This is a genomic window from Sorangium sp. So ce367, assembly GCF_051520455.1.
Classification (GTDB): domain Bacteria; phylum Myxococcota_A; class Polyangia; order Polyangiales; family Polyangiaceae; genus Sorangium; species Sorangium cellulosum_B.
Genome location: NZ_CP150334.1, coordinates 10305790 through 10318509, shown reverse-complemented (window position 1 = coordinate 10318509; position 12720 = coordinate 10305790). Strand labels below are relative to the sequence as shown.

At 69.8% G+C, this 12720-nt stretch carries 16 protein-coding genes; 8 read left to right on the top strand and 8 right to left on the bottom strand.

Features of this window, described 5'->3' with window-relative positions:
* The first annotated feature begins 43 nt into the window (after positions 1-43).
* From WME97_RS39085 to WME97_RS39065, 5 genes are all read left to right on the top strand, one after another.
* The gene (locus tag WME97_RS39085) at positions 44-994 is read left to right on the top strand and encodes a LysR family transcriptional regulator (protein WP_437545265.1); all 951 of its coding nucleotides are present in this window, start codon (positions 44-46) and stop codon (positions 992-994) included.
* 97 nt (positions 995-1091) lie between these two features.
* A complete protein-coding gene (ychF, locus tag WME97_RS39080) occupies positions 1092-2183 on the top strand; it encodes a redox-regulated ATPase YchF (protein ID WP_437545263.1) in 1092 nt (363 codons plus the stop codon).
* 175 nt (positions 2184-2358) lie between these two features.
* Positions 2359-2763, top strand: a complete 405-nt coding sequence (locus WME97_RS39075) for a hypothetical protein (protein ID WP_437545261.1) — start codon at positions 2359-2361, stop codon at positions 2761-2763.
* A 152-nt stretch (positions 2764-2915) separates the two neighbouring features.
* Entirely contained in the window at positions 2916-3554 is a 639-nt protein-coding gene (locus WME97_RS39070; RefSeq protein WP_437545259.1) for a hypothetical protein, read from the top strand.
* A complete protein-coding gene (locus tag WME97_RS39065; RefSeq protein WP_437545257.1) occupies positions 3551-4177 on the top strand; it encodes a hypothetical protein in 627 nt (208 codons plus the stop codon). The genes WME97_RS39070 and WME97_RS39065 overlap by 4 nt, the downstream gene beginning before the upstream one ends.
* A 61-nt stretch (positions 4178-4238) precedes the next feature.
* On the opposite strand, the gene WME97_RS39060 is transcribed toward WME97_RS39065, so the two are convergent.
* Positions 4239-4499 (bottom strand): DUF4142 domain-containing protein, encoded by a 261-nt coding sequence (locus tag WME97_RS39060; RefSeq protein WP_437545255.1) that lies wholly within the window; start codon positions 4497-4499, stop codon positions 4239-4241.
* On the opposite strand from WME97_RS39060, the gene WME97_RS39055 reads away from it, so the two are divergent.
* Entirely contained in the window at positions 4480-4755 is a 276-nt protein-coding gene (locus WME97_RS39055; protein WP_437545253.1) for a hypothetical protein, read from the top strand. The genes WME97_RS39060 and WME97_RS39055 overlap by 20 nt on opposite strands.
* A 67-nt stretch (positions 4756-4822) precedes the next feature.
* Here WME97_RS39055 and WME97_RS39050 read toward each other — a convergent pair whose 3' ends face one another.
* The 7 genes from WME97_RS39050 to WME97_RS39020 form a co-directional block, all read right to left on the bottom strand.
* Positions 4823-5179, bottom strand: coding sequence for a 2Fe-2S iron-sulfur cluster-binding protein (locus WME97_RS39050; protein WP_437295123.1), 357 nt, complete (start codon positions 5177-5179; stop codon positions 4823-4825).
* Entirely contained in the window at positions 5179-7185 is a 2007-nt protein-coding gene (gene hscA, locus WME97_RS39045) for a Fe-S protein assembly chaperone HscA (RefSeq protein ID WP_437545251.1), read from the bottom strand. Before hscA ends, WME97_RS39050 begins: the two co-directional genes overlap by 1 nt.
* Positions 7182-7718 carry a Fe-S protein assembly co-chaperone HscB gene (gene hscB / locus WME97_RS39040; protein ID WP_437545249.1) on the bottom strand — a complete coding sequence of 179 codons (537 nt, stop codon included), beginning with the start codon at positions 7716-7718 and terminating at the stop codon, positions 7182-7184. The genes hscA and hscB overlap by 4 nt, the downstream gene beginning before the upstream one ends.
* Positions 7719-7771: 53 nt before the next feature.
* A complete protein-coding gene (locus WME97_RS39035) occupies positions 7772-8248 on the bottom strand; it encodes a HesB/IscA family protein (RefSeq protein ID WP_437545247.1) in 477 nt (158 codons plus the stop codon).
* Between the two features lie 67 nt (positions 8249-8315).
* Positions 8316-8765 (bottom strand): Fe-S cluster assembly scaffold IscU, encoded by a 450-nt coding sequence (gene iscU, locus WME97_RS39030; protein ID WP_437545245.1) that lies wholly within the window; start codon positions 8763-8765, stop codon positions 8316-8318.
* A gap of 72 nt (positions 8766-8837) precedes the next feature.
* A complete protein-coding gene (locus WME97_RS39025) occupies positions 8838-10055 on the bottom strand; it encodes an IscS subfamily cysteine desulfurase (RefSeq protein ID WP_437555576.1) in 1218 nt (405 codons plus the stop codon).
* An 18-nt stretch (positions 10056-10073) separates the two neighbouring features.
* Entirely contained in the window at positions 10074-10601 is a 528-nt protein-coding gene (locus WME97_RS39020) for a MerR family transcriptional regulator (protein ID WP_437545243.1), read from the bottom strand.
* A 513-nt stretch (positions 10602-11114) separates the two neighbouring features.
* On the opposite strand from WME97_RS39020, the gene WME97_RS39015 reads away from it, so the two are divergent.
* Complete coding sequence (locus WME97_RS39015) at positions 11115-12221, top strand: glycosyltransferase family 4 protein (protein WP_437545241.1); 1107 nt, start codon at positions 11115-11117, stop codon at positions 12219-12221.
* A complete protein-coding gene (locus tag WME97_RS39010) occupies positions 12218-12682 on the top strand; it encodes a serine O-acetyltransferase (protein WP_437545239.1) in 465 nt (154 codons plus the stop codon). The genes WME97_RS39015 and WME97_RS39010 overlap by 4 nt, the downstream gene beginning before the upstream one ends.
* The last annotated feature ends 38 nt before the right edge of the window (positions 12683-12720 follow it).

Below are 12720 nucleotides of genomic sequence, written 5' to 3'. Positions count from 1 at the left end.
TCCGCGACCGGTGAACCCGATCTCCGGAGCGTACAATCGACGCGTGAAGGCGAGGATTCATGAGATCGGTTCATCAATCGACCCGTCCGAGGCCGCGCACGCGCTGCGGCTCCTGGTCGCGATCGCGGATCTGCGCTCGTTCTCCGCGGCGGCCGAGCGGCTGGGTCTCACGCCCTCGGCGGTGAGCAAGGCCGTCTCCCGCGCCGAGGCTCGGCTCGGCGTGCAGCTCGTGCAGCGCACGACGCGCCGGGTCTCGCTGACCGATCTCGGCGAAGCGTACGTCGCGCGCGGCCGCCAGCTCCTCGCCGACGTCGAGTCGCTCGAGCGCGACATCGCCGCGCGCGACCAGGCGGTGCGCGGTCCGCTGCGCGTCGCGGCGCCCGCGGTCTACGGCGCGTGCCGCGTCGCCCCGCTCTGCGCGCGCTTCCAGGCCGAGCACCCGGGCGTCACCGTGGATCTCCGCTGCGGCGATCGGCTCGCCGATCTGGTCGAGGAGCGCATCGACGTCGCGGTGCGCATGCTCTCCGCGCTCCCGGCCGAGCTCGTCGCGCGGCCGCTCGAGGACGATCGGCGCGGGCTCTACGCGAGCCCGGGCTACCTCCGCCGCCACCGCGCGCCGCGCGGCGCGGCGGAGCTCGGATCACACGCGGGGCTCCGCTACGGCGCGGGCGGCGCGTCGCACGTCGCCTTCCGCCTCGTCGAGCCCGGCGGCGCAGCGGCGACGGCGCGCTTGCCCGCGGTCTTCTCGAGCGACAGCGTCCTCGCCGTGCTCGAGGCGACGCGCGCCGGTCTCGGCCTGGCCGAGCTGCCCGCGTACCTCGCCGCGCCCGACGTCGCCGCGGGCAGGCTGCGCGAGGTGCTCGCCGGGTGGCTCCCGGTGCGCCGCCAGGTCGTCGCGGTGTACCTCCCGTCGCGCTTCCTGCCCGCGCGGGTGCGCGCGTTCGTCGACCACCTCGCCGGCGCCCTCCGCGCGCCCGGCCGCGCGCGGCGCTGACGGCGGACGGCGGCGCGGGCAAACCGGGAATCTCGCTGTGGCGGTGCTGCCCACGGGGCCGGGCCGCGCGACCCTGCCTGTGCTAGACGTGCGCGCCATGAGCGTCGAGGTTGGCATCGTCGGACTGCCCAACGTGGGCAAGAGCACCCTGTTCAACGCGCTGACGGCCGCCAAGGCCGAGGCGCAGAATTACCCCTTCTGCACGATCGAGCCCAACGTCGGCGCCGTCCCTGTCCCTGACGACCGGCTCACGACGCTCGCGAAGTTCATCAAGACCGAGAAGATCATCCCCGCCATGGTGCAGGTGGTCGACATCGCCGGGCTCGTGCGCGGCGCGAGCACGGGCGAGGGGCTCGGGAACAAATTCCTGAGTCATATCCGTGAGGTAGACGCCATCCTCCACGTCGTCCGCTGCTTCACGCTCGCGGACGTCGTGCACGTCGACGGCGGGGTCGACCCGCTCCGCGACATCGACACCATCGAGACGGAGCTGATGCTGGCCGACCTCGGCTCCCTCGAGGGGATGCTGGAGCGCACGCGGAAGCAGGCCAAGGGCGACAAGGAGCTCCTCCCGAAGATCGCGCTCATGGAGAAGTGCCTCGAGGCGCTCCAGGCCGGCAAGCCCGTCCGCGGGCTCTCCTTCGACGACGAGCAGCGGAAGGTCGTGAAGACGTTCGGCCTGATCACGGCGAAGAAGGTCCTCTACGTGGCGAACGTCGACGAGTCCGACGTCTCCGGCACGGGCCCGCTCGCGGCGAAGGTGCGCGAGCGCGCCGCCTCCGAGGGCAGCGGCGTCGTGCCGGTCTGCAGCAAGCTCGAGGCGGAGCTGAACGAGCTCGCGCCCGACGAGCGCAAGGAGATGCTCGAGAGCCTGGGCATGAAGGAGCCGGCGCTCTCGACGCTCGCGCGCGAGGCCTACCGGCTGCTCGGCCTCCAGAGCTACTACACGGCCGGTCCCAAGGAGATCCGCGCCTGGACGATCCCGATTGGCTGCACGGCCCCGCAGGCCGCGGGGGTCATCCACAGCGATTTCGAGAAGGGCTTCATCCGGGCGGAGGTCTACAGGGTGGACGACCTCGTCGAGCACAGGACCGAGGCCGCCATCCGCGCCGCAGGCAAGCTGCGCGTCGAGGGCAAGACGTACGTCTTCCAGGACGCCGACGTCGCGCACTTCCTCTTCAACGTCTGACCGTCCGTCCCACGAGCGCGCCCGCCGTCGCTCTCCCCGAGCGCGCCCGGTGCGCCCCTGCTTCGCGGGCGGCGCGGCACCGCCGTTGCTCCTCCGGCGTTCGCGCAGGCGCGGTGTGCCGGCCACGACCGCCGGCGCTCCGCGGACCTCGCGCTTCTCGGACGGAGGCAGGACGGTGCCCAGGGCGAGCGTCGGCGCGTGGTGTGTGCTGGTTCTCCTCTCCTCGTGGGGGAGCGCCGCGGTGGGCTGCGTCGCGGCTGCCACCGACGTCCCGCCCGAGGAGGCGGGCGCCCCGGACCCGGGCGGCGGCGCGGCGCGCGTGCCTCTTCCGCCCGCGCCGTGCGACGTGCCGCGCGGGTTCTCGGAGGGCGCGCCGCCCCGCTTTCCTGCGGTGCCCGCGCCGGCCATCGGCCACAGGCCATCTGCGGAGCCCGGCGACGACGTCTTCGGCCGCTTCCTGCGATCCACCGTCGTCTTCTGTGGGCCCGACGAAGAGCCGTATTTCCTTCGCTATCGTTTTTACCTCACTGGCCCGTTCTCGGGCCGCTGGCTGCGCCCGCCGCTGGTCCAGCCGCTCTGACCGCGCCTTGCTGCCCAGCCCGCCTGGCGGCCGTGGCCATCGCCGTTCGTCGTCGTTCTCCGCCCGATGGCCGCGCCGCCCCGTCCGGTTTTTTGACCCCCTGGATCCGCTCGGCTACCTCCTGCGCCTTCACGAGACGAAAGGACGATCATTTGGGCGCACTCAAAGGATCCATCTCATTCTCGAAGTTCTATGTCCGCGGCGAGCTCACCGAGGGGTTCCGCGACAGGTTCGTCGAGCGAATCCAGCTCCGCGCGTTCCGGCCGCTCACGGTCGAAGAGGACGCGGAGCAGCGCGCCGGGTGGTGCTCCATCGAGAATCCGCTCGATTGCGAGCTCGATCACGGCAAGATCTTCTTCAACTCGTACCTCAACCTCGGCCTCAGGACCGATCGCTGGCAGGTGCCCTCGGCGCTCTTCAAGGCGCATTTCGCCGAGGCGGAGCGGGAGCACCTCGCGAAGCGAGGGCGCGAGAAGCTCGGGCGGCGCGAGAAGGAGGAGCTCCGTGCCGTCGTGTCGAGGAAGCTCCGCGCGCAGCTCATGCCGGTGATGAAGGTCGTGGATCTGTCCTGGAATCTGGAGGCCGGCGTCGTCCGGTTCTGGAACCAGTCGCCGCGCGCGCACGAGGGGCTCTCGGAGCTCTTCGAAGAGACCTTCGAGCTCGATCTCGTGCCGGAGAGCCCGTACACCGCCGCCCGTGAGCTCGGCTTGTCGGCCGAGCAGCAGGCCGCGTTCGAGCTGCTCAAGCCCACGGTCTTCCACGCTGAATCGACCCTTGGAGGTGCCCTGTGAGCCTCGCTGAGCTGATCGAGCAGCGCCGGTTCGTCGGCCGCGAATTCCTTGTCTGGCTCTGGTTCGAGAGCGAGCTCTTCGAGGGCCGCTTCTCCCTGGACGCCCTCGGCGTCTGCGAGCTCTGGCTCGAGGGGCAGATCACGCTCGTCCAGGAGAAGGAGCAGAGCCGGCTCAAGGGCGCGGCGCCGAGCAGCGCCCCCGAGGCCCACGAGGCGCTGCGCCAGGGCAAGCTCCCGTCGCACGCGCGCGTCCGCGTCACGCGCGGAGAGCTCGAGTATGCCTTTCTGTTCAACGCCGACGCGTTCTCGCTCTCGGGCGTGAAGATCCCGAGCGTCGTCAAGGACGCCGCGGACGAGCAGTTCTACGAGCGCATGTACCTCATCGAGGAGCTCGAGACGCTCTTCACCGCGCTCTACGGCGAGTTCCTCGCGCTCCGCCTCGGGGCCGCCTGGGAGTCCGGGGTGGCGCCGTTCATCCGCACCTGGGTCCGGGGCGAGCCTGTCGACACGGCCGCGTACCAGAAGCTCCGGGGCAAGCTCGCGCCCGTCCGCGGCGCGGCGAGGTCGAGGACGACCCCGCCGCCAGCGGCGAGGCCCGAGCGCGCGGCGCGCGTGGTCGCCTGAGCGCGCCGGCCGCCGTGCGCCGGCCACGCCTCGCAGGGCCGGCGCGCTCGCGCCGCCACGTCTACTTCACCTTGTCATAGGCCTGCCTCGCCATCGCGAGGTGCTCCCGGAGCAGCGGCAGCCCCGTGGCGGCGAAGCGCTTCACGTCGGCGTCCTTCGCCTCCTTCGCGGCCTCCTCGAACTCCTCGACGCCGTCCTTGTGGTCGCGAGCATGGGCGAGCAGGTGATCGCCTCCGGCTGGAAGGGCGAAAGGCTCCCGAGAACTGGGCCCCGGCCGATCGCTCCATCTACGGTTGGCGCCTGTGGTCGGCGAGTTCTTCAAGCGCCTCACGAACGGCGTCGTCTTCCTCCTCGCCGCCCTGACCTTCTTCCTCGTCCCCATCGGCAGGAAGACGGCCGCGCAGCACCTCGTCGCGATCGTCTCGACGCCGCCGGCCAGGGAGGCCGCCTCGGCCTTCGCCCACATCGCCCGGCGCATCGCCACCGAGGCGAGCACCGAGCTGGACAAGCTCCGCCGCCCGCCGCCCGCGCAGCGCGAGCCGAAGCCGGCGACCGCGAAGGTGAGGCCGCCGCCGTAGCCGTCCCTGCCGTCGTTGCGGGTTGATCGCGCTGGTCGGCGCGCGCTGCTCGGCGCGCGCCGGGGGCTCAGCCCTTGCGCGGATCCTTCACGTTCGGGTGCTCGTTGTAGAAAGCGTCGAGGCTCTCGCGGGAGATCTCCGCCTCGATATCGCCGTCTTTCAAGATCTTCGCCTGACAGCCGAGGCGGCTCGTCGACCGGACGTCGAAGGCCTTGTCGAGGATGTCCTCCTCGTCCTCCTCGGCCTCGCTGAGGAGCTCGCGCCCCTTCGTGACGTAGACGTGGCAGGTGGAGCACGCGCAGACGCCGCCGCACGCGTCGCCCTCGGGCGCGCCCACGGACTTCGACGCCTGGAGGACGGACGAGCCCACCGGGGCCTCGACCTCCCACGCGCGTCCGTGCGCCAGAAATCGGACCTTGGCCATCAGCTCCTCCTCGCCTCGACGCCGGCCTTCGCCGCGCCAGCGCCGCCCGCCTCGACCTGCGCGTGGCTCGCGTCGTCCCCGCCGTGCTCGGCCAGGTGCGCGTCCACGCCCTTCGCCGCGGCGACCTTCGCCTCGACGTCCTCGACCTGCTTGCCCGCGATCGCCCTGGCCACGGCGCGGTCCATCCTCCGCCCCGCCCACCCGTGCGTCGCCTCGTCGAGCGCCTCCGTGCGCGCCAGGATCAGCCCCGGCTTGTCCCCGCGGATCGCCGCGTCGAGGCCCTTCAGCGCGCCCTCGATCGCCTCGCGCTCGCCGGGCTCGAGCAGATCGGCGTCCGCGGAGAGCGCCTTGCGCGTCGCCATCGCCACGCGCTCGCCCTCGACCCGCGCCTCGACGAGCCGGCGCTTGAGAAGGTCCTCCTCGCCGTGGTCCAGCGCCGCGAGGAGCATGTCCTCGACCTCCTCGTCGGTCAGCCCATAGCTCGGCTTGACCTCGACCTTCTGCTCGACCCCCGTCGTCTGCTCGCGCGCGGTCACGCCGAGCAAGCCATCGGCGTCCACGCGGAACGTCACCTCGAGCCGCGCCATGCCCGCGGGCATCGGCGGAATCCCCTTGAGCACGAAGCGCGCGAGCGAGCGGCAGTCGGCGGCGAGCTCCCGCTCGCCCTGCACGATGTGCAGATCGAACCCGGTCTGGTTGTCCGCGTAGGTCGTGAAGGTCTGCCGCGCCCCCGCCGGGATCGTCGTGTTCCTCGGCAGGATCTTCTCGGCGACGCCGCCCATCGTCTCGATGCCGAGCGACAGCGGCAGCACGTCGAGCAGGAGCACCTCGTCCGCGCGATCCATCGAGCCGGCCAGGATGTCGGCCTGGATGGCGGCGCCCAGCGCGACGACCTCCTCCGGATCGATGTCCTTGAGCGGCTCCTTGCCGAAGAGGCGCGCCACGTAGTCGCGCACGTGGGGCACGCGCGTCGCGCCGCCCACGAGGATCACGCCGTCGATGTCCGCGGCCTGGACGCCCGCGTCGCGGAGCGCGCGGCGGCACGCGACGCCCGTGCGGTCCAGGAGCGGCGTGATGAGCGCGTTCAGCTCGTCGCGGGTCACGGTGACCCGCTTCGACGCCGGGCCGCCGGTCACCTCGGCCGCCTGCACGGGCAGCTCGATCTCGATCTGCGTCGCGTCGGTCAGCGCGTGCTTGATGCTGCGGGCGGTGTCGAGCGCGAGCCGCACCACCTCGGGCGTGCGCCGCGTCGCGCCCATCTCCTCGAGCAGCCGCTCCGCGAGCGCCCTGTCCATGTCGTCGCCGCCGAGCGAGCTGTCGCCCCCCGTGGACTTCACCTGGAAGACCCCGTTGTCGAGCAGGAGGACGGTGACGTCGAACGTCCCGCCGCCGAGGTCGTACACGGCGAACAGGCCGTTCTGCTGCTTGTCGAGCCCGTACGCGAGCGCCGCGGCGGTCGGCTCGTTGAGCAGGCGCAGCACCTCCAGCCCGGCCAGCCGGCCGGCGTCCTTGGTCGCCTGCCGCTGGGCGTCGTCGAAGTACGCCGGCACCGTGATCACCGCGCCGCCCACGGAGCGGAGCTCGCGCTCCGCCGAGGTGCGGAGCTCCCTCAAGATCTCCGCCGACACCTCGACGGGCGTCACGACCGCGTCCCGCACCTTGAAGCGCACGCTCTTCGCGTCCTCGGGGCCCTTCGGCTCCGCGAACTCGTACGGCCCGAGCCGCCGCGTCTCCGGATCGTCCGCGCCGCGGCCCATGAAGCGCTTCACGCTGACGATGGTCTCGCGGGGGTGGCTCTGCGCGAGCCGCCGCGCGCTGTCGCCCACGACCGCGCGGCCGCGCTCGTCGTAGTGCACGACCGACGGCACCAGCCGCTCTCCATTGCAGTCGTCGATGACCACCGGGCGGCCGTCGCGCACGCGGGCGACGAGCGAGTTCGTCGTCCCGAGATCGATGCCGATCGGGCTGGGCCTTGCCTTGGGGTCGAAAATTTCGAGGAGGGTCATTTCAAATCTGCGAGCTCTTCTTCGATGGCGCTCACTTCTTCGAGGAACCGCCGGATGTAGCGGAGCTCGCTGAGCAAGGCGAGCACGCCATGCAGCTGCTCCGGATCATTCCCTGCGGCGGCGAAGGCGCCCTGGATCGCCGTGAGGGTCGCCTGCTCGCGCGCGAGCATCGCCTCGCCGAGCCGCGCGATCCGCGCGGGGTCGCGCCCCTTCGCCGCCTCGGCGAGCTCTTCGCGCGACTCCATCATCTCCATCAGCAGGGCGGGGGAGGCCTTCTGCTCGCCCTCCTCGCCCCGCGCGACCCCGGCGCGCTGGAGCAGCGCCTCGGCCCGGCGGATCGGATCCCTGAGCACGCGCAGGGCGTCGTTCGCCTCGATCGCGCGGCCGAGCGCGAGCCGGCGCTCGGCCGCGGGGGCGCCCGCGTAGCGATCGGGGTGGAGCGCGCGGGAGAGATCGCGGTGGCGCTGCTCGAGGGCGCGCAGGTCGAGGTCGAACCGCGGCTCGACGCCCAGGGTATCGAAGGGATCGGTCATGGCGTGCTCTGGGGAAGGCGCCTCGGCGACGGGCGGGCGCTCCCTGCGGCGGCTCAGGCCACCGTGAACGAGTGCCCGCAGCCGCAGCGCGTCGCCTCGTGCGGGTTCTTGAACTTGAAGCCCTGGTACATGAGCGTCTTCTCCCAGTCGAGCACCGAGCCGCCCAGGTAGAGGATGCTCTTCTTGTCGCAGAAGACGCGCACGGTGGCCTTGTCCGGCTCGGCGAACTCCAGGACGAGGTCGCCGGACCGGGGCGGCTTGTCCTCGAACTCGATGACGTAGGAGAACCCGGAGCAGCCGCCGCCGCGGATCCCGACCCGGATGGCGCCTTCGGGCGTGCCGCGCTTGGCGAGCTGCGCCCGGATGGCCTGCACCGCGGCGTCGCTCACCGAGAGCGTCCGCTTCGGCTTCGCCTCCGCCTCGCCCGAGGCCCCGTCGCTGCGCGCGGGCGCGGCGTCCGCGGTCGTGGTGGGCGCGGCGTGCGGCCCGGTGTCCGCCGGCTTGGTCGTGGTCTGCTCACTGCTCTGCATGCGTCGTTCCTTCTCCGGTTCCGGTTCCGGTTCTGTGGGCCGCCTCCGCCCCGAAGCCCCGGCGCTGCTACTCCGCGCTCGCCGTCGCGGCGGCCGCGGCGGGGACCGAAGGCGCCGCGCCCGCGAGCTCCTTCTTCGCCTGCTGCTTGGCGCGGAAATCGGCGATGGCGCTCTTGATCGCGTCCTCGGCGAGGACCGAGCAATGGATCTTCACCGGAGGCAGGTGGAGCTCCTCGGCGATCATGCTGTTCTTGATCGTCTCGGCCTCGTCGATCGTCTTGCCCTTCAGCCACTCGGTGGCGAGCGACGACGACGCGATGGCCGACCCGCAGCCGAACGTCTTGAACTTCGCGTCCTCGATGACGCCGCCCTCGCCGACCTTGATCTGCAAGCGCATGACGTCGCCGCAGGCCGGAGCGCCGACGAGCCCGGTGCCGACGTGCTCGTCATTCTTGTCGAGGGTGCCGACGTTGTGGGGGTTCTCGTAGTGCTCGATGACCTTATCGCTGTATGCCATGGCTCTCTCCTCGACCGTTTCCTTTCGTCTCGAAACCTTGCTCTGTCGGGCCGGCGGCGCCCGCGCCGCTCGTCAGTGGGCCGCCCACTGCACGGTGTTCAGGTCGATCCCCTCCTTGTGCATCTCGTAGAGGGGCGACATGTCGCGCAGCTTGTTCACCTTCCGGATCACGAGGTCAGCCACGTAGTCGACCTCCTCCTCGGTGGTGAAGCGCCCGAGCCCGAACCGGATGGACGAGTGGGCGAGGTCGTCGCCGATGCCCATCGCGTGGAGGACGTAGGAGGGCTCCAGGCTCGCGCTCGTGCACGCCGAGCCGCTCGAGACCGCCACGTCCTTGATCGCCATCATCATGGCCTCGCCCTCGACGAAGCTGAACGACACGTTGAGGTTGCCCGGCAGCCGCCGATCGGGCGAGCCGTTCAGCTGGATGGCGTCGAGCTCCTTCCAGAGCCGGCTCCTGAGCCGCTCGCGCAGCGACAGGATGCGCGCCGACTCCGCCTCGCCCTCCTCCATGAGGATCTCGGCTGCCCTGGCGAACCCGACGATGCCGGGCACGTTGAGCGTGCCGGAGCGCATGCCGAACTCGTGGCCGCCGCCGTCCATCTGCGCGGTGATGCGGACGCGCGGCTTCGACCTGCGCACGTACAGGAAGCCGATGCCCTTCGGGCCGTAGATCTTGTGGGCCGTCACCGACGCGAGGTCGACCCCCATCTGCTCGACGTTGAACGGGACCTTCCCGACCCCCTGCACCGCGTCCGAGTGGAGGAGGATGCCCTTCGATTTCGTGATCTTTCCGATCTCTGCGATGGGCTGGACCGTGCCGACCTCGTTGTTGGCCAGCATGATCGAGACAAGGATCGTCTTGTCGGTGATCGCCCGGGCGACGTCGTCCGGGTCGACCATCCCGTACTTGTCGACCTTGAGGTAGGTGACCTCGTAGCCCTGCTTCTCGAGCCGCTTGCAGGTGTCGAGCACCGCCTTGTGCTCGATGACGCTCGTGATGATGTGGTTGCCCTTGTCCTTGTAGAACTCGGCGACCCCCTTGATGGCGATGTTGTCGCTCTCGGTCGCGCCCGAGGTGAAGACGATCTCCTTCGGGTTCGAGGCGCCGATGAACCTGGCGAGCGTCTCGCGAGCGTGGCCGACCGCCTCCTCGGCCGTCCAGCCGAAGACGTGGCTCCGGCTCGCGGCGTTGCCGAATTTGCCGTTGAAATACGGCAGCATCACGTCGAGGACACGCTGATCGACGGGCGTCGTCGCGTGGTAGTCCATGTAGATCGGAAGCTGGATAGCCATGGTGTTTCTCGCTCAGCGGTGATTCGAGCCGTGGCGGCAATGCCCATTGCCGCGGATCCCGGCGACGAGCTCGGGCTCAGCCGTGCTCTTGTCGTGGAGGTTACAGTTCGTACAGGCGGCGACGAGCTCTGCCGGGTCGCACGCCTCGCAGGTGTCGAGGTAGGCGAGGCTCGCCACGAGCTCGTGCTCGAGGGTCTTGAGGTGCGCGACCTGCTCCCGCACCTCTTCGAGCTTCTGCTGGTAGACGTGGCGGATCTGCGCCATCGCGCCGGGGGCCGAGGGGGACGACTCCCAGGTCGAGACGATCTGCTGGATCTGGCTCAGCGACAGGCCGAGGTCGTGGAGCTTGCCGATCCACCGGACGCGGGTCAGGGCCGCGTGATCGTAGAGCCGGTAGCGCCCCTTGGAGCGGGCGTGCGGCGTGAGCAACCCCACCTCTTCGTAGTGGTGGATCGCCCGCACGGTTTTCCCGGTTGCCTTGGCGATGTCCCCCACCTGAAGGAGGCGCTCCTCGTCCTCGGCACCACCGAGAGCCCCCATCAGGTCGTCCGTTCGGGACGTGCTGGACGTGACGGGCCCCGCGATGCTTTGCTCGTGGGCTAGCGGAAGGTGGTGGCGGGTGGTCATCGGGTGGTCAACGGCCCGTCGCGATCGAAACCGTGCTCGGTTGAAACCATGACCCTTACGTGCGCGTGAGGGTTGGGGACCTTGTAGGTCGGAGCGCCAAGACTGTCAACCGGGTCGTACGGGGCCAGCGTGAAACAGCGGAAGGAGGCGGAATCGGCGGCCGCTCGAGGTGCCGGAGGAGCAACGTCCCGGGCCGCCGGCCGCGGCCGCGAGAGGTGGCCGCGCCGCGGCGGGCCGGGGCGGCGGGAGGGCGCGCCTGCAGAGCCCGCCGCCACCGCCCTGTGCCGAGGCAGGCTGACTGCTTTCCTGGGATCGCGGGCCGTTCGGTGACGATCCGGCGCTGTCGGCGCGGCGCTCGGCGAGCGGGCGTTCCCGCCATCCATCGCCGGACAGGTATGGTATCACCTCCGCGACGATAGCGACGCGATGGTAGACAAGAAACGAATCCTGTTCGTGGGCTCGTTCAATCCCCCGGCTGACGGGAAGATGGGTGGGCAGTACTTTGCTTGTCGCTCTCTGATCGAGAGCGATCTGAAAGATGATTTCGATTTCCTCCTCGTCGACTCCACCCTCGACAGCATCCGGGTGCAATCGGTGCGCCGCAGGCTGCACAGGATCGCGCCGAGGGTGCTGAGGTGCGTCAGGGCGCTGCTCTTCTCGAGGGTGGATGCGGTCCTCTTGTTCTCGAGCTCGGGGCTGAGCTTCGTCGAGAAGGGGTCGATCGGGCTCCTCGGCAAGCTGCTCGGCAAGAAGGTCGCCATCTTCCCTCGCTCGGGGCCGATCGTCGACAACGTCGCCAGGAGCAGGCTGTACCGGTCGTACCTGAGCGCCGTCGTGAGAGCCTGCGATGTCGTGATATGCCAGAGCGAAACCTGGCGGAGCTTCTTCCAGAGCCTGGTCCCCGAGAAATATGGGGACAAACTCGTCGTCATCGAGAACTGGCTGCCCGACTCCAGCTTCGGCGACGTGGAACACAAGGCATACCCTCGAGCCATGAACAGGCCCTTGAGGCTGCTCTATTTCAACCGGATCGAGCGGCAGAAGGGTATTTACGATTTCCTCGAGGCCATGCTCCTCTTGCAGCGGGCGAACGCCTCGGTCAGCGCCAAGATCTACGGAGACGGAAGCGAGCTGGACGACGTGCGCAGGTTCATCTCCGAGAACCAGCTCGAGAACACCGAGTACATGGGCTGGCTCTCGACGGACAAGAACGAGGTCATCTCGTCCTTCGATCTGTGCGTGTTCACCTCGCACAGCGAAGGGTTCCCGAACGCCTTGCTGGAGGTCATGGCCCTCGGGGTCCCCGTCGTGTCCAGCAGGGTGGGGGCCGTGAACGATCTCGTCGTGTCCGGGAGAAATGGGCTCCTCGTGGATGTCGGGAGCCCGGGGCAGATCGCCGAGGCGGTCCTGACCGTCCTCCGCGAGCCGGCGCTGCTGGAGGAGTTCTCGCGGCGCTCGCTCGAGAGGGTGAGGGAGACCAACAGGATGGGTCATGCCGTGACCAAGTTCAGAGACCTGTTGTCGACGCTATGAAGAACCCTTCTGTGCTGCTGTATCGGCTGGGAAACTTCTTTTATCGGAACAACCTGACCTTCGTCGCCACGCTCATCACGTGGTTGAACAGGTTCTTGTTCGCGGTCTTCGTCCCCTCCTCGGCCACGATCGGGGCGAATTTCAGGCTCGCTTACTGGGGGCTCGGGGTCGTGATCCACACGAGGACGGTCATCGGCGACAACTGCCTCATCTGCCAGAACGTCACGATAGGGAGAAACTTCGGCAGCCAGGGCGTCCCACGCCTGGGCAACGACGTCTATGTCGGAGCGGGGAGCGCCATCTTCGGCGACATCACCATCGGGGATAACGTGATCATCGGCGCCAACAGCGTCGTGAACAAGGACGTGCCGTCCAACTCCGTCGTCGCCGGGAACCCGTTCAGGATCATCGCGTCCGACAGGAAGCTCAAGTACTACGAGCTGGATAACCCGAGCGCCTGATCCGCAGGATCGGGTCGGCCCGACCGCGTGACCGGGCG

What these genes read in the sequence shown, in the direction of transcription:
- ychF (WP_437545263.1), top strand. Translation starts at nt 1,092, where the DNA reads ATGAGCGTCGAGGTTGGCATCGTCGGACTGCCCAACGTGGGCAAGAGC.
- WME97_RS39050 (WP_437295123.1), bottom strand. Translation starts at nt 5,179, where the DNA reads ATGGCCAAGGTCCGATTTCTGGCGCACGGACGCGCGTGGGAGGTCGAG.
- hscA (WP_437545251.1), bottom strand. Translation starts at nt 7,185, where the DNA reads ATGACCCTCCTCGAAATTTTCGACCCCAAGGCAAGGCCCAGCCCGATC.
- hscB (WP_437545249.1), bottom strand. Translation starts at nt 7,718, where the DNA reads ATGACCGATCCCTTCGATACCCTGGGCGTCGAGCCGCGGTTCGACCTC.
- WME97_RS39035 (WP_437545247.1), bottom strand. Translation starts at nt 8,248, where the DNA reads ATGCAGAGCAGTGAGCAGACCACGACCAAGCCGGCGGACACCGGGCCG.
- iscU (WP_437545245.1), bottom strand. Translation starts at nt 8,765, where the DNA reads ATGGCATACAGCGATAAGGTCATCGAGCACTACGAGAACCCCCACAAC.
- WME97_RS39020 (WP_437545243.1), bottom strand. Translation starts at nt 10,601, where the DNA reads ATGGGGGCTCTCGGTGGTGCCGAGGACGAGGAGCGCCTCCTTCAGGTG.
- WME97_RS39015 (WP_437545241.1), top strand. Translation starts at nt 11,115, where the DNA reads ATGGTAGACAAGAAACGAATCCTGTTCGTGGGCTCGTTCAATCCCCCG.
- WME97_RS39010 (WP_437545239.1), top strand. Translation starts at nt 12,218, where the DNA reads ATGAAGAACCCTTCTGTGCTGCTGTATCGGCTGGGAAACTTCTTTTAT.